We start from the raw sequence: 13,247 nt of genomic DNA on the forward strand, positions 1-13,247 counted from the left end.
CAGGTGACATGCCCGTGAAATTGGCCCGAGTCCGTTCCTCTCAAACTGCTCGTCCCCGCCGCTCGCGCACCCGCGTCGCGGCGGCGTCGTTGTCCGTGTGCGCCGCGCTGGTACTGACCGCGTGCGGCGGCTCCGAATCGGACAATCTGGCACAGCAGGCCAGCGAAGGCGGCAACAAGGGCTATGTGGCCGGCGACGGTTCCGTGAGTGAATACGCACCCGGTGAGCGCGGCGAACCGGTCGAGTTCGAGGCCAAGATGTTCGACGGTTCCACCGTTTCCGCTGAGGATTTGCGCGGCGAAACCACCGTCCTGAACTTCTGGTACGCGGGCTGCGCGCCGTGCCGCGCGGAGGCTCCCGATCTGGTGAGCCTCGCAAAGGACTACGAGGGTGACGCCACATTCATGGGCGTGAACCTGCGCGATCAGCAGGCCACCTCCGAAGCCTTCGAGCGAACCTTCGAGATTCCTTACCCCTCCGCCTCGGACCTCAACGGTGAAGTGTTGCTGGCGTTGAGCGATTACGTTCCGCCGCAGGCCGTTCCCACCACCCTGGTGCTCGACTCCGAAGGCCGTGTGGCGGCTCGCGTGCTGGGCAAAGCCGACCACTCCACTCTGAACGCCCTCATCAAGGACACGGTGGCCGAGACGGTATGAGCGGCAATCCCTTCGCCGAGGTCATCCTCGACGGTTCACTGATTGCCGCGCTACCCGTGGCGCTGCTCGCGGGACTCGTCTCTTTCGCGTCACCGTGCGTGCTGCCGTTGGTCCCCGGGTACCTGGGATACGTGACCGGCCTGACCGGTGTGGACCTGCAGGACCAGAAGCGCGGCCGCGTGTTCATGGGCGTGCTGTTGTTCGTGCTCGGCTTCTCCGCGGTATTCGTGGTGATGTCCGTGGTGCTGGCCCAACTGGGTGCGTTCGCCTGGTTCCTGGGGCAGCAGTGGATCATGGTGGTGCTGGGCATCCTGGTGATCCTCATGGGTGTCGTGTTCATGGGCGGTTTCTCGTGGTTCCAGCGGGATCGCAAGATCGAGCGGAAACCACCGCCCGGATTATGGGGCGCACCCTTGCTCGGCATGACCTTCGGCCTGGGGTGGGCACCGTGCATCGGGCCGACCTTCGCTGCGGTGCAAGCGCTGGTTTACGTGGACGGCGCCTCCACGGGTAAGGCTGTGATTCTCACGACCGCCTACTGCCTGGGACTGGGCATCCCGTTCGTTCTCATTGCCCTGGCCCTGCGCCGGGGTATGGGTGCCATGAAATTCTTCCGCCGTCACCGCCTCACGCTGCAACGCGTGGGCGGTGCTGTTCTCGTGCTGATCGGTCTGGCCATGGCCACGGGCGTATGGTCCGCGCTGGTCTCCTGGATTCAGGCCGAGTTCGTAACCGATTGGGTGATGCCGATATGACGCAGGTGCGCGATCAACGCGACCAGAAGGGCAACCGCAACGATTCCGTAGCGGTGCCCGCACTCGGCCCCCTGGGGATGCTCCGGTGGGCGTGGACCCAGCTGACCAAGATGTCCACGGCACTCGTGCTGCTGCTCTTGCTGGCCATTGCCGCGGTGCCCGGATCGATGTTCCCGCAGCGCATCCAGGACCCGGACGCGGTCAACAGTTACATCGAGGCCAACCCAACCTCTGGCCCGTGGTTGGACCGGTTCCAGTTGTTCGACGTCTTTTCGTCCTACTGGTTCTCCGCGATCTACCTGCTGCTGTTCATTTCCCTGGTTGGCTGCGTGCTCCCGCGTGCGGCCCAGCACTACAAGGCGTGGCGCTCCAAGCCGCCGCGCACCCCCAAGCGGCTCACTCGCCTGCCCCAGTACCGCCGCGTACTGTTGGGCGGACGTGACGGCGCCGAAGCGCCGTCGCCGTCGGAAGCGATCCAGGAGGCGACCAAGGCGCTCAAGAAGCGCGGCTACCGCGTAGAGGCCCGCGATCTGGACGGCGAGACGCCGTCCGTGGGTGCCGAGCGCGGCATGTGGAAGGAAGTGGGCAACATCCTCTTCCACGTGGCGCTGCTGGGTGTGCTGATCTCCGTGGCCATTGGTTCGCTGTTCGGTTACAAGGGTCAGAAGATCATCATCGAGGACGAATCCTTTGTGAACACGCTGGTCGCCTACGACTCGTTCACCCCGGGTACCAACTTCAGCGCGGACTGGCTCAACCCGTTCTCCGTGCGCTTGGACAATTTCCAGGCCGATTTCCACCGCGACACCACGGACCCCGCGCAGTACGGAGCCCCCACGGACTTCGAGGCGGACGTGACCGTGACCGAAGAACCCGGCGCGGAGGAGAAGAGCGAGAAGCTCAAGGTCAACGAGCCCCTCAACGTGGGCGGCACCAAGCTGTACCTTGTGGGCAACGGCTACGCACCGGTGATCCGAGTGACGGACGGCCAAGGAAATCTGGCCTACGAGGGCCCCGTGGTGACCATCCCCACCGACTCCGTCTACACGTCCTCGCTCGTGCTCAAGGTGCCCGACGCCGCCCCGGACCAGCTCGGCTTCGTGGGCCTGTTGCTGCCCACCGCGGTCATGGACGAGGGCTCGATGCCCCGCTCCGTGGACCCGGGACTGAGCAATCCGGTGCTGATCATGTCTTCGTACTTCGGTGACTTGGGCCTGGACAACGGTGAATCCCAGAACGTCTACGTGCTGGACGTGGATTCGCTGACCGAGATGAATTCGATGATGTCCGACAACGGCGCCATCACCTTGGACGGCGCCAACCGCTCGGCGGAATTGCCGGACGGCAAGGGCACCATTGAGTTCGTGGACGTCAAGCGGTATGTGGGATTGGACATCCACAACGACCCCGGACGCATCCCCGCGTTCATCTCGTTCGTGGCCGCTTTCGTGGGACTGATCATGTCCCTGTTCATCGCCCGTCGCAGGGCGTGGGTGCGCGCGTATGTGGGCCAGGACCACAATGGCGTGCAGTGTACTGTTCTGGAATACGGACTGTTGGCTCGCGGTGAGGATCACCGCCTGGGCGCGGAAGCGGAAAAGCTGACAAGTTTGTGGACCTCGCTGTGGGAAGACCGCGGTGTGCGCGACTTCCCCCTCAACTCGTCAGATAAGGCGTGAGTGATTTATGGGTAGCAATATCAACGAAACGTTAGGTGTCTGGAGCGAGTGGTTCATGCTCCTGGCGGCCTTCACCTACTTGGTCGCGTTCGTGGCCTTCGTGTGGGACATGGCCTCGCACTCCAAGGCCATCGGCAAGGCTCAGCGTGAGGCCGAGCGTCACGGCGCGGACAGTCGCGAGGACTCCCGGGAGCTCGTGGGCGCCGGTTCGCGCGGCGGTTCCGTGAGCGCCTCGGCGACTTCCTCAGGTTCCACCGCGGGTGACGACGGCGCTCGTGACAGTGCCGCTGGCCACGGCCCCTCTGGCCGCGGTCCCGTGGCCGGCGAATTCCGCACCACCGCGGACGCGCGCTCCAAGGGTGCCGACGAGTTCGAGGCCCTCAATTACAAGGACTCCATCAGCCGCCCTGCCGCCCGTGCCGCCGTGGTGGTCATGGCCATCGCGTTCCTGCTGCACACCTTTGCCGTGGTCGCTCGTGGCATTGCCGCGGATCGTGTGCCCTGGGCCAACATGTACGAGTTCTGCTCCACGGGTGCACTCGTGGTGGCCGGTGTCTACCTGATCACTTTGATTTTCAAGGATCTGCGTTTCGTGGGTCCCATGGTCACCGGCTTGGTGCTGCTCATGCTGTGCGCGGCCACCATTGCGTTCCCCACCCCGGTCTCGCCGCTGCCTCCGGCGCTGCAGTCCTACTGGCTGATCATCCACGTCTCCATCGCCGTGGCCGCCTCCGGCTTGTTCACCATCACGTTCGCGATGGCCGTGCTGCAGTTGCTGCAGTCACGCCGGGAGAAGAACCTGGCCATGGGCGAGGAAACCAAGCTGGGCTTCCTGCGCGTTGTACCCAACTCGACCACCCTGGAGAACTTCGCGTTCCGCCTGAACTCCGTGGGCTTCGTGTTCTGGACCTTCACCCTGGCCGCCGGTGCCATCTGGGCCGACCAGGCCTGGGGCCGCTTCTGGGGCTGGGACACCAAGGAGGTCTGGACCTTCGTGATCTGGACCGTCTACGCCGCTTACATGCACGCCCGCGTAACCCGCGGCTGGAACGGCAACCGTTCCGCGTGGCTGTCGATCGTCGGCTACCTCTGCGTGGTCTTCAACTTCACCGTGGTCAACGTGTACTTCCCGGGTTTGCACTCGTACTCGGGTCTGTAAGCGCGTGATTTAGGGTTCCCTAGTACCGATTCCGTGGTGAAAATCGGGCATAGCTAACCACAAATCGAAGGAAGCCCCGTACCTCTCGAGAGGTACGGGGCTTCCTTATGAGTTCTGGGCCACCGCGGGTTTGCTTGCCTCTGCAGGGGGCTAGGCGCGGGGGCCGGGTGCGGCGTCCGGTTCCGGACCGTTGTCCGGATCTTGCGGATCGTCAGTGTCAGTGCCAGTGCCAGTGCCAGTGCCAGTGCCAGTGCCGGCTGCGGTGCTGCCGCCGTCCTTGGGGGAGTCGGTGCCGGGGTTTTTCTGGCCCGGGGCGTCAGGCTCGGGGGCGCCGTCGGCGTCTTTCAGGACTTCTTCGCTCAGACGGGGATCGTCCGGGTCCAGCGGCTGGGGTTTCTCTCCCGGGGGACGTCCCGTGCGTTTGAGCTCGTTCTCCCATTCCTGGAGCCTGCGCTCGTGCTCTTGTTGACGACGCCGCTCTTCCAAGTTCCGCAGGAACTGCGGGTCATCGTCGGGGCCGCGACCGCGCTGCGGTTGAGTGGTCGGGTCCGCTTTTTTGGGGCGGCCGAAGAATAACCACAGGACCGCGCCAATGATGGGCAGCAACAGGATCAACAGGATCCACGCACCCTTGGGGATGGACCTGACCTTGTACTTCTCTGTTTGGGCGCATTCGATGAGTGAATAAATGATCACACCCACGGCGAGGGCGCCTGCTCCGATAATGAGTATCGCTCTGCCCATGGCCACAATCCTAGGGGAGCATGCTGATCACTTGCGCATCGGTGTCTGAGCGTTAAGTCATGGGCGTATCTGACGGTGACAAGTTGCGATGACGATCGGGTGCCGGAGCGAAGCATGGCCCCCACATGCGGTGTGGGACGGGGCAACGGGCCGGATGAATCACGTGAACGGCATGGGGCGGGCATCCAGGGCATGTCAGTAGACTGGGCCGCGTGAATTTCCTCAAGTACTCCCTGCTGCGGTTGGGCATCCTGATCGTAGTGTTCGTGATCTCCATGTACGTGGGTGCGGGACTGATCCTGTCCGGCATCGCGGCCGTGGTGGCTGCGTTCGCGATCTGCTACATCTTCTTCCCCAAGCTGCACTTGGCAGCCAGCCAGGACTTCCACCGCTGGATCGACCGCTCTCCCAAGCCCAAGAACCGGGTGGCCATGGAGGACCAGGAGGTCGAGGATTCCTACACGGATCAGCAGGCCCGCAAGGACATCTGAGTCTCTGAGTCCTAGGCGAGGTCGTAAGCCAGCCCTGAACATACTTGTCGGGCCGTGCTCGTTGGACCTAGCTCGCAGACCCTAGACGTACTGGTAGACCAACACGGCCAGTGCGTACAGCACCGTGAATCCGAGGTTGACCAGCCCACACTGTTTGAGCACCGGGATCAACGCCCGGCGTTCCTTGCTCTTGAGGACCGTGATACTCGCGGCCAATGCCAACGGGGTCATCGCGTAGACGAGCAGCACCCACGGGTTGTAGGGCACCAACAGCAGCGGCAGCAACATACCCACGGCCATCTCCGCGGCGAACGTCAAACGCGCCGTGGAATCACCCAGGCGCACTGCCAGGGTCTTCTTGCCTACCTCCCGGTCACCCGGGATATCGCGCACATTGTTGGCCATCAACAGGGCACACGCGAACAAGCCCGTGGAGATTGCCATGATCCAGGCATCGAGGTTCAACCGACCGGCCTGCGTGAGCGTGGTGCCCAGCGTGGCCACGGGGCCGAAGAAGATGAACACGAAGATGTCACCCAGGCCCAGGTAGCCGTAGGGTTTCTTGCCGCCGGTGTAACCCCACGCGGCGAAGACGGCGGCGACACCCACGATCGCGAACCACCACTGCTGGGAGACCACGACGAGTGCCGCACCAGCCAGCGCCGCGAGCCCGAAGCACAAGAACGCCGCGCGCTTCACATGCGAGGGCTTCGCCGCTCCGGAGCCGGTGAGTCGCAGGGGACCCACTCGCTCGTCGTCGGTGCCGCGCACGCCGTCCGAATAGTCGTTGGCGTAGTTCACGCCGATCTGGAGGAACAGCGCCACGAGCAGCGCCAGCCCGGCGTGACCCAGGTGCACCGCGTGCATCTGCTGGGCAGCGGCGGTACCGGCGATCACGGGAGCAGCGGCCATGGGCAGGGTTCTGAGACGTGCGCCCTCTACCCACTGTGCTGGCGTGGCCACGGACATACCTCCGAAAACTGGTGAATTGAACCGCGTTATTGTCTCATGCGTTGGAAAGTTTATTGAAAGCCCAGCTAGCGGAAGATCCGGGTTGCGGCCTGTCGATCCGGTTTGCCCGTGGCGAGCATGGGGATTTCACTGACTTCGCGCCAGTGCTTGGGAACTGCGGCGGAACCGTGCTGTACACGGATCAGATCACGAAGTTCTGCACGTAGCTCGTCAGAGAGTGCACCCTCGCGGGGTACCACCAGCGCTGCGACGGCCTGGCCCCACTCGGCGTCCGGAACCGGCACCACGAGCGCCTGCCGCACTCCCGGGTGCGAGGCCAGGGTGGCGGTCACGACTCCTGCGGAGACTTTGATGCCGCCCGTGTTGATCACGTCGTCCGTGCGACCCAGCACGCTCAACGATCCGTCCTCGTTGGTTCGCCCCAGGTCATCCGTGCGGTACCAGCGCCGTCCGTCGATCACGCGGAAGTGCTCGCCGGTCTGCCGGGGGTCCTCCAGATAGCCTCCGGCAACGACGTCGCCGCCCAGCCAGATGCGCCCTTCTTTCGGCCCGTGGCTAGGCGGGGAAGTGAAGTGCGAGAGGTCGAGAGCGGCGTCGTCGGGGACGGTGCGAATCTCGACGGCATCCAGGGGCCGGCCGTTGTAGACGCAACCGCCACACGTTTCGGACATGCCGTACGTGCTGACCAAGGCGAGGCCTGCGCTGTCGGTTAGCTGGGCGAGGGTGGGCGAGAGTGCGGAGCCTCCCACGAGAATCGCGTCGAATCGTGCGAGGGCGGCCACGGCTTCCGGGTGGGGAGCGGCGTCGGCGGGATCTAGGATGCGTTGCAGCTGGGTGGGGACCACGGACACGTAGCGCGTCTCATGACTCATGCCCGCCGCGGCCCGCGCGAAACCGTCCGGTGTGAACGGCCCGGGACCCATGACAACGGGCGTGGTGCCCGCGAGTACGGACCGGGCGAGCACCTGAACGCCCGCGACGTAGTGCGAAGGGAGACACAGGAGCCACTGACCGGGGCCGAACGTGGCGCGTTCGGTGGCGCGGCCCGATGCCGTGAGCGCCTCGGTGGTCAAGACCGTTTTCTTGGGGCGGCCCGTGGAGCCGGAGGTGGAAACGACCACCGCCGGTCCGGGGCGGGACAGCGCCTGTTTCAGCGGTCCGAGGAGACCCAGCGGGTCGCCCGCCACCGGACCGTTGAATATGACCGTGTCCGGCGGCAGGTCCGCCGTACTGGGTACGGGCAGTGGTTCTCCGGGAAGCTCAGGCATCAGAAGTAGTAGGGGAACGCGGACCAGTCCGGGTCGCGCTTCTGCAGGAACGCGTCGCGGCCTTCGACGGCCTCGTCGGTCATGTAACCCATGCGCGTGGCTTCGCCGGCGAAGACCTGCTGGCCCACCATGCCGTCGTCCGGGAGGTTGAACGCGTACTTGAGCATGCGCACGGCCTGCGGTGACTGAGCGGTGATCTTGCGAGCCCATTCCAGCGCGGAGGTTTCGAGGTCGGAGTGGGGGACCACCTTGTTGACGGCGCCCATGCGGAACATGTCCTCGGCGGAATATTCATCGGCCAGGAAGAAGATTTCGCGAGCGAACTTCTGGCCGACCTGGCGTGCGAGCAGAGCGGAACCATAACCGGCATCGAAAGAACCGACGGTGGCGTCCGTCTGCTTGAACTTGCCGTGCTCGGCCGAAGCAATGGTCATATCGCACACCACGTGCAGCGAGTGACCGCCGCCGGCAGCCCACCCGGACACTGCCGCGATGACCACCTTGGGCATGGTGCGGATCAGGCGCTGCACTTCCAGGATGTGCAGTCGGCCGGCGCGAGCGGGGTCGATGGAGTCCGCGGTCTCACCCTCTGCGTAGTGGTATCCGTCGCGGCCGCGGATGCGCTGATCGCCGCCGGAGCAGAACGCCCAGCCGCCGTCCTTGGCGGAGGGGCCGTTGCCCGTCAGGATGACCGCGCCTACGTCCGAAGACATGCGGGCGTGATCGAGGGTGCGGTAGAGCTCGTCCACGGTGCCCGGGCGGAAGGCATTGCGGACCTCGGGACGATCGAACGCGATACGCACCCACGGCAGATCCTTGACCATTTCACCGTTGTCGTCTCGTTCGACGCCGCGGTGGTACGTGATGTCCTGCAGGTCCTCGAAGCCCTGCACCTGACGCCACTGCTGGGGGTCGAAGATCTCGGATACCTGCTCGGGAAGCTGCGCGTTGGTCATGGGTACCACTTTAGGCGGGAGTGCGAGCTGCCGTGGCACCCGGTGGGTCGTAGCGGACTCCCCGAGGGTTGGACGCGGTCAGCGCATAGATAAGAACGATGACCAGGCCCGCGATCGGGATGATCAGGGTGAAGAGCAAAACGGCGCTGGAATCAGTGTCGTGGAACCTGCGAGCGAGCAACGTGATGCTTGGAATGAGGTTCACCAATTGCCATGCGAACGGGAACATTCCGACGAACATCATCGTTTGCGTGAGAAGTTCCGGGGTGTCATTGGTAACGAAATGCGGCCCACCGATTGACAGCAGACGGCCAGCCAAAGTCCAGGCACCAGCAACGAGTGCCTGAAACAGAACCAGCCACCAAAACTCAGCCCGAGTGGCTCGCCCCCTGGTCCGAAAATAGTTCCGATAAAACAGCCGAACGGCCGTGGTGAACTGCCGCCACGGGGAGAGATCCATCCCACCCGACGGTAGATCATGGAACGACCGCGCATCTCGGTCCACGGAGGCATTTTTAACGGAGCTCGCCATCAGAACTCCTGGACGTCGCGGCCTCCTGGGGGCCTCGTCGATTGGCCATGACAACCGCGCATGCGCCGGTAACCATGGTCGTGAGGCTTAAGAATCCAGTCGCTAGGTTTCCTGCCCCGGTCAGCAGCATCATCAGGATGATTCCGGCCCCAACAATGATCGCCGCAACGCCCAATACACGGCCGAGTCTTGCGGTGGAGTCCATCCGTTCCTCCTTTTCGGGGTTTCCACCGTAACAACCGTGTCCGAGGTCTCGGCAATACTTGGAACCATGAGTGCCGCCCCCTTTGACCTGGACCGGATTGGTCACGGCCTGCCTTTCGCGGAGTCCGTGTCCGATCTGGAGAGTGCGCTCCAGCAGCGTGTCGCGGTGGTTCAGGCACCTCCGGGGACGGGTAAGACCACCTTGGTTCCGCCGGTGATCGCTAACGTTCTTGCCGACGACGCTCCCGCCTCCCAGCCTCACGGTCGCGTTGTGGTGGTGCAACCGCGCAGGGTAGCCGCCAGGGCAGCCGCTCGCCGACTGGCTGCGCTGACGAGAACGCAACCGGGCGACGTCGTCGGCTGGAGTGTTCGTGGTGAAAGCACCACGAAACCGAGCACGCGCATCGAGTTCGTGACCCCCGGGATCATGCTGCGGCGCCTGCTGAGGGACCCGGATCTGCCCGGGACGGCAGCGGTGGTTCTGGACGAGGTCCACGAGCGAGGTGTTGAGTCAGATCTGCTCGTGGGGATGCTCGCGGAACTGCGAGAACTGCGCGATGACCTGACCGTGGTGGCGATGTCCGCGACCGTGGATGCCGCCCGTTTTGCCGAATTACTGGGCGCAGATGAACCCGCGCCGGTCGTCGATTGCCCGTCCGCGTTGTATCCGCTGAACGTTGAATGGGCCCCGGGGCCGCAACGCCTGGACGATCGCGGGGTGACTCCCGCGTTCCTGTCGCACGTGGCTCGCAAGGCTGCGGAGGCCCATTCGAAGGCTCTCAAAGTCCATGACGGCTCGGACGCCCTCGTGTTCGTGCCTGGCGCGCGCGAAGTCTCGCGCGTGGCATCCGAACTCCACAGGCTGTCCGACGCCGAAATTTTGGAACTGCACGGTCAGCTCTCGCCCCGGGAGCAGGACCGAGCGGTCGCTGGGCGCCAACCGGGGGATCCGCCGCGAATCGTGGTCACCACATCGCTTGCGGAATCGTCGCTGACGGTCAACGGGGTACGGCTGGTGGTCGACTCAGGCCTGGCGCGCCAGCCGCGGCGCGACGCGGGGCGCGGGATCTCGGGGTTGGTGACGGTCTCGGCATCGAAGGCCTCGGCCGAGCAGCGGGCCGGTCGTGCCGCTCGCCAGGGGCCCGGCACCGTGGTCCGCTGCTACGACGACGCCACCTGGGGCGCTATGCCGGCGCACACCGTTCCCGAGGTGCGCACCGCCGACCTCACGTTTGCTTGCCTGGCGCTCGCGGTGTGGGGCGCACCGGGCGGTGATGGACTGCGATTGCCGGATCCGTTGCCACCACGTGCTCGCGCGGACGCCGAAGCCGAGCTCATCCGGCTGGGTGCCATCGATGAGCACGGCCGCACTACTGACCTCGGTCGCGTCTTGGTGGACATGCCTGTGGAGCCCCGATGGGGGCGGGCCTTGCTGGACGGTTCGGCTCTGGTCGGGCGGCGTGCCGCTGCGGAGGTTATCGCCGCAATCGCCGACGGCGCTCGCATTCCGGGGGCAGACATTCCCGCGTTCGTGAGGCGGTTGCGTTCCGGCGGGGGAGCGGAGTCCGCACGGTGGAAGCGGGAAGTGTCCCGGTTGGAACGGATCTCTGGGGACCACAGTTCCGTGGCTGAAGCGGGCGCTGTACGCGCTAGTGCTGTGAGTAGTGCTCCTGTGGAGGGCAGCTCGCACGGCGAGGTGGCTCGCGATGTGCGGGAGGGCGCCGTCGTCGGCCTGGGGAAACCCGAGTGGATCGCCAAGCGGATGGACAAGGCAGGAGAGCAGTGGCTGCTGGCATCGGGAACTCGCGCGGGGCTCGAGCCGGGGAGCCCGCTGCGACAGCACGAGTGGCTCGCTGTCGCGGAGCTCAGCCGCGCCGCAGGGAAAGTAGCGGCGGGCACCGGAGCGGTGATTCGTGCGGCCGCGCCACTGGATGAGCCCACGGCGTTGCTCATTGCGGGGTTGTTGGCCACCGAGGAGACCCGCGGAACTTTCGAGAACGGCAAAGTTCGAGCGCGCCGAGTGCGAGCCATCGGAGCAATCGAGCTTTCGTCCACGCCGGTCGCTGCCGATCCCACAACCGCACTGCCCGCCGTGCGGAGCGCACTGCACAGTCAGGGCCTGGAACTACTGCCCTGGGACGACGCCCCTCGCTCACTCCGCGCGCGCCTCGCCTTGTTGCACCGGCAACTGGGTGATCCGTGGCCGGCCATGGATGATTCGGCACTGCTCGACCGGCTCGACGAATGGCTGAGCGTGGAATTACAAGAAATCGCTCGAGGAGCGTCGCTGCGGTCGATCAAAGTGGCTGATGCGCTCCGCAGGCTCTTGCCGTGGCCGGAAGCCAGCCGGCTGGAGGAGTTAGTGCCGCAACGGTTGGCGGTGCCGAGTGGGAACACGGCGCGGATCGACTATCCGAAGGTCTATTCGCTGGACGAACCCGAGCAGCCTCCCGTGGTGGCCGTGAAATTACAAGAATGCTTCGGTTGGGCAGACACGCCGCGATTGGTGGACGGTCGGGTGCCCGTGCAGTTCCATCTGTTGTCTCCAGCGCGGCGGCCGTTGGCGATCACCGACGATTTGAAGTCGTTCTGGTCCGGCCCGTACCAGCAGGTTCGCTCCGAAATGCGCGGCCGCTACCCGAAGCATCCCTGGCCCGAAGACCCCTGGAACGCGGTGGCCACGGCTCGAACCAAGAAGCGAAGTGGTGGGTGAAGGTCGGCCGACAAGGTCATGAATTCGCTAGCGGTCGCCCAACGCTAGGATTGCTTGGGAAGAGGCCCGAACGGCGTCGTCCATCCAATCCGGAATGGTTTGGCGGGAAGCGATGTATGGGCGGACCAAACCGTAGGGGCTCTCTTCGCAGGCCGTGAGCATCAGAGTTTGATGGAACTCATCTGACGTGCCATATCTGCGAACGGCGAGCTCTTTCAGGGCAGCTATAACCGGGTGGTTGATCCGAGACACGTCATCTCGGAGTTCCTCGGGTCCGTGGGTGACCAGTTCGTGCTGTCGATAGAGAGTCATGGCAGCTGCGTCATGCGGGTGCTGTCGGCAGAACACAGGAATATGCACGGCACAGTCGATCGCGGCCTGGGCGGGATCCTCGCCGGCTGCTGCTGCCAGGAACCCCTGATGGAAGCGGCGGATGGATCGGATCCACAGATTCACCAGCAGAACGTCACGGGACGAGAAGCGGTGATACAGCGAACCGGTAGGTCCGCCCAGCTCGCTGGCAATCTGCACGAGGGTGACATCCCGGCCACGGTGGGCCACCGCGCGCGCGGCAGCGTCAAGAATGTCCTCCGTTGTGAACTTGGAAGGTCTTGCCACGCGTGCACCTCAGGTCTAGTTTTAAAATATGAATTCTAAAATGGGGATCGAGCCCAGCTCTCCACTCAGTCGAACCCTATCCAATGCCGCATTTCGCGAGTATCACTGCGCGGTCATCGATTCGTCGGTTGACAATGTGTGGGTCGAGCTACATGACCTTCGGTGGCTGGACCTCACTGCCGCCAGGCCACTCCTGTTGGCTCGCGGATTTGGGATTGCCGGACTTATGCGCGCCGGCTGCCTGGAGATGTTCATGCTCAACGGCGCGAGTGAGGAATCAGCACCACGCCGGTTCACTGTGGTGATGGTGGGTAAGCCGTGGAGCCCAGCATGTCCCGCGAAACCGCCCAAGTTGAGTCTTGATGTGATCTTGGTTACGGTAGCCCTACCGCTTTTGCCCGGCGTGCCATCTCTCACGCGTAGGTCATCAAAGCACTGAACTGGTGCCGCTTGTCCTGGGGCTCTCTACTGGCAGCTGACCCGCTCCGACCGCTTCATCT

12 protein-coding genes are annotated in these 13,247 nt (G+C 64.5%); 6 read left to right on the top strand and 6 right to left on the bottom strand.

The window, feature by feature from the left end:
* Nucleotides 1-8 precede the first annotated feature (8 nt).
* Genes EWV37_RS02390 through ccsB form a run of 4 tightly spaced genes read left to right on the top strand, consistent with a single transcriptional unit; the run spans nucleotide 9 to nucleotide 4,249 of the window.
* The gene (locus EWV37_RS02390) at nucleotides 9-656 is read left to right on the top strand and encodes a TlpA family protein disulfide reductase (RefSeq protein WP_095796469.1); all 648 of its coding nucleotides are present in this window, start codon (nucleotides 9-11) and stop codon (nucleotides 654-656) included.
* Nucleotides 653-1,411, top strand: coding sequence for a cytochrome c biogenesis CcdA family protein (locus EWV37_RS02395; RefSeq protein ID WP_095796470.1), 759 nt, complete (start codon nucleotides 653-655; stop codon nucleotides 1,409-1,411). Before EWV37_RS02390 ends, EWV37_RS02395 begins: the two co-directional genes overlap by 4 nt.
* Entirely contained in the window at nucleotides 1,408-3,090 is a 1,683-nt protein-coding gene (gene resB, locus EWV37_RS02400; RefSeq protein WP_095796471.1) for a cytochrome c biogenesis protein ResB, read from the top strand. Before EWV37_RS02395 ends, resB begins: the two co-directional genes overlap by 4 nt.
* 7 nt (nucleotides 3,091-3,097) lie before the next feature.
* Entirely contained in the window at nucleotides 3,098-4,249 is a 1,152-nt protein-coding gene (ccsB, locus tag EWV37_RS02405) for a c-type cytochrome biogenesis protein CcsB (RefSeq protein WP_238663012.1), read from the top strand.
* 150 nt (nucleotides 4,250-4,399) lie between these two features.
* Here ccsB and EWV37_RS02410 read toward each other — a convergent pair whose 3' ends face one another.
* Complete coding sequence (locus tag EWV37_RS02410) at nucleotides 4,400-4,993, bottom strand: PLDc N-terminal domain-containing protein (protein ID WP_129699616.1); 594 nt, start codon at nucleotides 4,991-4,993, stop codon at nucleotides 4,400-4,402.
* A gap of 212 nt (nucleotides 4,994-5,205) precedes the next feature.
* On the opposite strand from EWV37_RS02410, the gene EWV37_RS02415 reads away from it, so the two are divergent.
* Complete coding sequence (locus tag EWV37_RS02415) at nucleotides 5,206-5,484, top strand: DUF4229 domain-containing protein (protein ID WP_095796473.1); 279 nt, start codon at nucleotides 5,206-5,208, stop codon at nucleotides 5,482-5,484.
* 81 nt (nucleotides 5,485-5,565) lie between these two features.
* Here EWV37_RS02415 and EWV37_RS02420 read toward each other — a convergent pair whose 3' ends face one another.
* The 4 genes from EWV37_RS02420 to EWV37_RS02435 form a co-directional block, all read right to left on the bottom strand.
* A complete protein-coding gene (locus tag EWV37_RS02420; RefSeq protein ID WP_095796650.1) occupies nucleotides 5,566-6,447 on the bottom strand; it encodes a 1,4-dihydroxy-2-naphthoate polyprenyltransferase in 882 nt (293 codons plus the stop codon).
* A gap of 74 nt (nucleotides 6,448-6,521) precedes the next feature.
* A complete protein-coding gene (locus tag EWV37_RS02425) occupies nucleotides 6,522-7,724 on the bottom strand; it encodes an AMP-binding protein (protein ID WP_129699617.1) in 1,203 nt (400 codons plus the stop codon).
* On the bottom strand, nucleotides 7,724-8,680 hold the full coding sequence (locus EWV37_RS02430; RefSeq protein ID WP_129699618.1) for a 1,4-dihydroxy-2-naphthoyl-CoA synthase: 957 nt from the start codon (nucleotides 8,678-8,680) through the stop codon (nucleotides 7,724-7,726). The genes EWV37_RS02425 and EWV37_RS02430 overlap by 1 nt, the downstream gene beginning before the upstream one ends.
* A gap of 10 nt (nucleotides 8,681-8,690) precedes the next feature.
* Nucleotides 8,691-9,212 (bottom strand): DUF805 domain-containing protein, encoded by a 522-nt coding sequence (locus EWV37_RS02435; protein WP_129699619.1) that lies wholly within the window; start codon nucleotides 9,210-9,212, stop codon nucleotides 8,691-8,693.
* A 271-nt stretch (nucleotides 9,213-9,483) separates the two neighbouring features.
* Here EWV37_RS02435 and hrpB point away from each other — a divergent pair, with 271 nt between their 5' ends.
* On the top strand, nucleotides 9,484-12,129 hold the full coding sequence (gene hrpB / locus EWV37_RS02440; protein ID WP_129699620.1) for an ATP-dependent helicase HrpB: 2,646 nt from the start codon (nucleotides 9,484-9,486) through the stop codon (nucleotides 12,127-12,129).
* 27 nt (nucleotides 12,130-12,156) lie between these two features.
* Here the strand turns inward: hrpB and EWV37_RS02445 are convergent, their stop codons facing one another.
* Nucleotides 12,157-12,747, bottom strand: coding sequence for a TetR/AcrR family transcriptional regulator (locus EWV37_RS02445; protein WP_095796479.1), 591 nt, complete (start codon nucleotides 12,745-12,747; stop codon nucleotides 12,157-12,159).
* Between the last annotated feature and the right edge of the window lie 500 nt (nucleotides 12,748-13,247).

This window comes from Kocuria carniphila (genome assembly GCF_004136555.1).
Classification (GTDB): domain Bacteria; phylum Actinomycetota; class Actinomycetes; order Actinomycetales; family Micrococcaceae; genus Kocuria; species Kocuria carniphila.